Source organism: Duncaniella muricolitica (genome assembly GCF_910574735.1).
Taxonomy (GTDB): Bacteria; Bacteroidota; Bacteroidia; order Bacteroidales; family Muribaculaceae; genus Duncaniella; species Duncaniella muricolitica.
The window spans coordinates 1-4356 of record NZ_CAJTCF010000136.1 but is presented as its reverse complement, the minus strand read 5'-3'; the positions used below and the strand labels follow the sequence as shown (position 1 = coordinate 4356).

Sequence of the window (4356 nt, the reverse complement as noted above, 5' to 3'; positions counted from 1 at the left end):
TATTCAATAGTTTTGAATACCATAAAGTTACAAAACTTTATGGACATAAAAAAGCCTCAGCTTGTGAAAGTTGAGGCTTTTGCTATTTTTTTTGAGAAATAGTTCTGCAACAACCTCGGTCATCTCCCGAAGGCTCGAAACTTAGTTCAACTTCGTCACGGAAAGACTTGATATTTTTTATTTTCAGCTCTTGTATCATTATATGTGGCTTTGATATGGCTAAGTTAGCTATTATTTGCGGCGTCTCCAAAATAAAATCGGAATATTTCGGATTTTAACCTCTGAATTGGCTTAAATATAGCCAAAATACAAATCAAAAATACAGTGATGTTCATTATAATGAGGCAAGAGGGAGCAAAAATTAAGTCTATAAACACACCATCATCTTCTTCTCTGACCCTGTCAACAAAGAAAGCTCCCGCTGTACTGCCGGATGTACTTGCGTATTTTTTCCGAAACACTTTGTCCCGGAATCTTCCAACATTGGATTCCTGCTGCCTCCGTCCGGTGGAAATCTTATGGAGGCGGTTGCAAATTTACCTACTCTGAAATCCAATCTTGCAGAGCTGTTCAACGGATATGGGTTGAAGATGATGTTTGATTCGACATCGCGGACGATTGTTGCAATGAAAGAAAACGGCATTTACATATCTATTGTGCCTTTTAATTCTCTTGGAGACTCTCTGAGAAGATTGATATTCTATAAAGCGGCGATTGAGGGCAACCGGAATAAAACAATCTGCTTTGATGATTTGGATGCACTTATTTATCAACCCTATGTCTCTGATATTCTTAATGATATTATTTCCGCAGGAGACAATCGCTTTTTTATCACGACACATAGTCAATATGTCATAAGTTCATTTCTTGATAGAGCTGTCAATGAGCTTGCTATATATGTCGTTGACATGAAAGATAATGAAACTGTGGTAAATCGTATTCCAGACGGACAATTGCAATATTTTCGCAAAAACGGAGATGATCTGTCTAGTCTGAAACCATAGACCTTGCGAAATTTTTAGACCTCCGAACAAACCCAACGATAAAGTTGTATTACTGTCACAAATTCGTTATCTTTGCACTATGATTACGAAAGAGCAAGTCGAGAAATTCTTAGAGGATTTCAGTCTGAAGGTCAAAATATTCTGAATACGTTTCCGTGATGGCCGCCAGAAAAACCAGAATAGCCTCATTGAGTTGGGTGTCACACCTAATCAACGAATGGAGGTCATTATGAATCTCAGCTGTAATGATTATTCCGAAGATCCGATTGTGGATGCTCTGAATAATCAAGGTGAAATGTGGGTATTCGGCAAGGACGTAAGAGGAAATGAAATCTACATCAAGATTACTCTTAGAAAGCCTAATGCCCATACGATATGTATTTCGTTCCATAAAGCGGAACATCCTATGTCTTACCCCTTAAAGAATGAAAGCAATGGAGAATAACAAGCTATTACCGGGAGAAAAATACTTTCAGGAAGTGAGAACCGCTACCTTCCGAAAAGAGGAGTATTCCTACATACACACTGGAATCATTGATGAAGAGGGTGAAATGTGGACTACCACCGAAATGGATGAAGCCAACATCTTTCAGGTATATAATCAATATCGGTTCAAGCATGGCATTCCTTTCCCTGATGAGATTTCTGGAATAAGGATACACTATGGTTTGTCTGCTGCAAAAATGGCACAGATACTTGGTTTTGGGATAAACCAATACCGAATGTATGAGGACGGAGAGGTGCCGAGCGTGTCAAATGCCCGAACAATCATTGCCGCCTGCGAAAAGGACGTTTTCATGTCATTTGTCGAGGCATCAAAATCTGAAATGAGCGAACAGGAGTATCTGCGGATAAAAAAGAAAGTGGAAGCAGCAATTGGAGATTATAAGCCAATCGTGCAACCTTCGGAATATACTGGTTTTCGCTCTTTATCCACCGATAAAGTTGCAAATGTGGTACGACTGATTATCACGACTATTGGCTCGACATTTGTAACTAAAATGAACAAACTGCTGTTCTATGCAGATTTCATCCATTACAAAAATCATGGTTATGGCATAACTGGCATAACATACAAAGCATTGCCGTTTGGCCCTGTTCCTGAACGGTGGGGCACACTTTACAGTTCTCTACCGGGAATTGATATGGAAGAATATGTCTATCCAAGCGGTCAGAGTGGCATCAAGTTGGAAGCAAGAGAGAATAAAGGCAATTTACTCAACGAGTACGAAACTAGCACTATCGAGAAAGTCTGTTCTATGTTTTCAAATATGAGTGCGGGAGAAATATCTCAGACGAGTCATCTTGAAAAGGGTTGGATTGAGAACAAAGACAATCGCAACGCTATTTCATATCAAGATGCCTTTGTGCTAAATTATGACTAAAACTTCTTCAATTTTACGGGTTATTGCGGAAACGCCAATCCCATTTTCCGCCATACTTCGAGTGTTAACGCTTTTGCATATGAATAGATTATCAAATACTTTCAAATCTAATATTGTTTTACTGATGGTTATATCATCGTTCTGCTTAGTGTTCAAAAAAATCATCAATTTCAAGAAAGATTCTTTTAAGAATTGCCTAGTTGAGAAATCGAAGAAATCTGATGCCGTTTCGATTGCCGAAAGTCAACCTACTAATGAACCACAGGCGCAGAAACCCGTGGAAAAGATGCTTCAATCCAAGGAGGCACAAAGGAGGATTGAGCGTTACCAAATATTCGAGAAGTTCCTTAACGAACAAACACATGACGATAATTTTTTCTCGAAACAAATTCCGGGTGATGAAAGAGCTGAACTGATGCAAGGGTACTATATGTTATGTGTATGCAGTGGAAGCCGTTGGGGAGGCGATAAAAATGACGTTTTTGATCTCTTTTGGGGAAACAGAATTTATAACGTTGTGGAGCGTCAGGAAGTCACGAACAAAAAGTCTTTCCGAACGGAGCGAGGAGCATTTATGAAGATATTGCTTGCCCCCGACGGATATATGTCTGTCTTCATTTTCGGGGCACTGATTGACAACCGAAATAAGGAAAATTTAGTGCATGAAGACCGCGTTCCTGTTTATAGACTTGTGAATCATTGCGACCCTGACAGACTGAATGACAAAAGTTTTCTGAAGGGGTTGTGGAAGTCGTTTATGGCCTTCGCGGAGGAGACGCAGCTTGACGGCAAGCCGTCATGGGCGCAGCGGTTTCGCTATTGGCAGATTGTGACGTTCAAGAAATACGTCGACGAGAACGGTGAGATGAGCGAGTCAAGGTTCCGTCGGTCTGTGGCTTGGGTGGCGAAGTGGGTGTTAACCGTAGGTTTGAGTGGCGCATTGTTGGGAATGATACAACATTGCAATGCTCGAACTAACGTTTATGACTCAAGTCTTGATCGAATAGAGCACATATGCGATTCGATAAATACACATGTCATTGAAATTCAGCAAAAAATTAACTAAGTTAATATCCATTGATAAGAAGTATCTATCTCCGCGATGGCGTCTGGCGCTAAAGGAATAAGGCTTGTCGGATGAGAAGCCTTATTCCTCTGATTGCTCCTATCTGTCTGGAAGCAGAGCCCAGTATTTTTCTATCGGAGTGTTGGGAAGCCATGCAGAACACAGGTTGAGTAAATCGGAATACAAGGAATATCCCGTTTCAGCACGTTCATTACCATGAGCGAACACACTTTGAACTACGCTTATAACTGGCATAAAAGTAGAGTCCAGCACAGCCCTTTATAAGTGATACGAAACGGCAGACATACGAAAAGGTAAATTAGTATAAGAACAGAATGTTCCCCCGGATAGAGCAAGTATGTGGTTACAGGCGTATATGGAGCATCGCAGAATGATCGCAGGAAATCACTTTCTTGCTCCCGTGGGGTGTGGCTAAACGCAGAGTGGCGTGGCGGTTCAATTCCATACCAAGAACGGGCGTGAAGAACACGGACTGACGATTGGAGTCCGGTGAGGCGACATCCCTGTCGCATCCTCACAGGGCGTTGAGAAAGTCGGTGTTCAGCCCGTTCCAGCAGTCGGATTGCGGTCGAAGGGTGTCAGTGAACTACGGCTCACCGTCACCATTTGACGGCAAAACCGACGAAAACACGAGCCGCCACGCCTCTCGGAGTTTACGACTGTGATACCCTAAACTCAGTTTTTTGTAATAATCGCGGTTATAATCGCAATTTTTTTGTATTACTGTCCGCTAAACCATAAAAAGTCGAGTCCAACTTCTTGAAATATAGAAGTTGGGCTAACTTTTTGTATAGGACAAGCCCCCTTATCAGTTTTCAGTTTCTTCCGGCGGCGATTCAGATGCATCGGCGAGCATTATTTTCAGGTCTGCGTCGGGTTG

General features: G+C 41.6%; 3 protein-coding genes. All 3 read left to right on the top strand.

Going from position 1 to position 4356, the window contains the following annotated elements; all coding sequences use genetic code 11:
• Nucleotides 1-518 precede the first annotated feature (518 nt).
• The 3 genes from QGT73_RS17010 to QGT73_RS17000 all read left to right on the top strand — a co-directional run bounded on the left by QGT73_RS17010 (nt 519) and on the right by QGT73_RS17000 (nt 3455).
• A complete protein-coding gene (locus QGT73_RS17010; protein WP_280123221.1) occupies nt 519-1004 on the top strand; it encodes an AAA family ATPase in 486 nt (161 codons plus the stop codon).
• Between the two features lie 434 nt (nt 1005-1438).
• A complete protein-coding gene (locus tag QGT73_RS17005; RefSeq protein WP_280123220.1) occupies nt 1439-2389 on the top strand; it encodes a type II toxin-antitoxin system antitoxin SocA domain-containing protein in 951 nt (316 codons plus the stop codon).
• On the top strand, nt 2382-3455 hold the full coding sequence (locus QGT73_RS17000) for a hypothetical protein (protein WP_280123219.1): 1074 nt from the start codon (nt 2382-2384) through the stop codon (nt 3453-3455). The genes QGT73_RS17005 and QGT73_RS17000 overlap by 8 nt, the downstream gene beginning before the upstream one ends.
• Nucleotides 3456-4356: the final 901 nt, after the last annotated feature.

Bases quoted from the DNA above. Each gene is read 5' to 3' on its own strand.
- QGT73_RS17005 (WP_280123220.1), top strand. From the start codon at position 1,439: ATGGAGAATAACAAGCTATTACCGGGAGAAAAATACTTTCAGGAAGTG.
- QGT73_RS17000 (WP_280123219.1), top strand. From the start codon at position 2,382: ATGACTAAAACTTCTTCAATTTTACGGGTTATTGCGGAAACGCCAATC.
- QGT73_RS17010 (WP_280123221.1), top strand. From the start codon at position 519: ATGGAGGCGGTTGCAAATTTACCTACTCTGAAATCCAATCTTGCAGAG.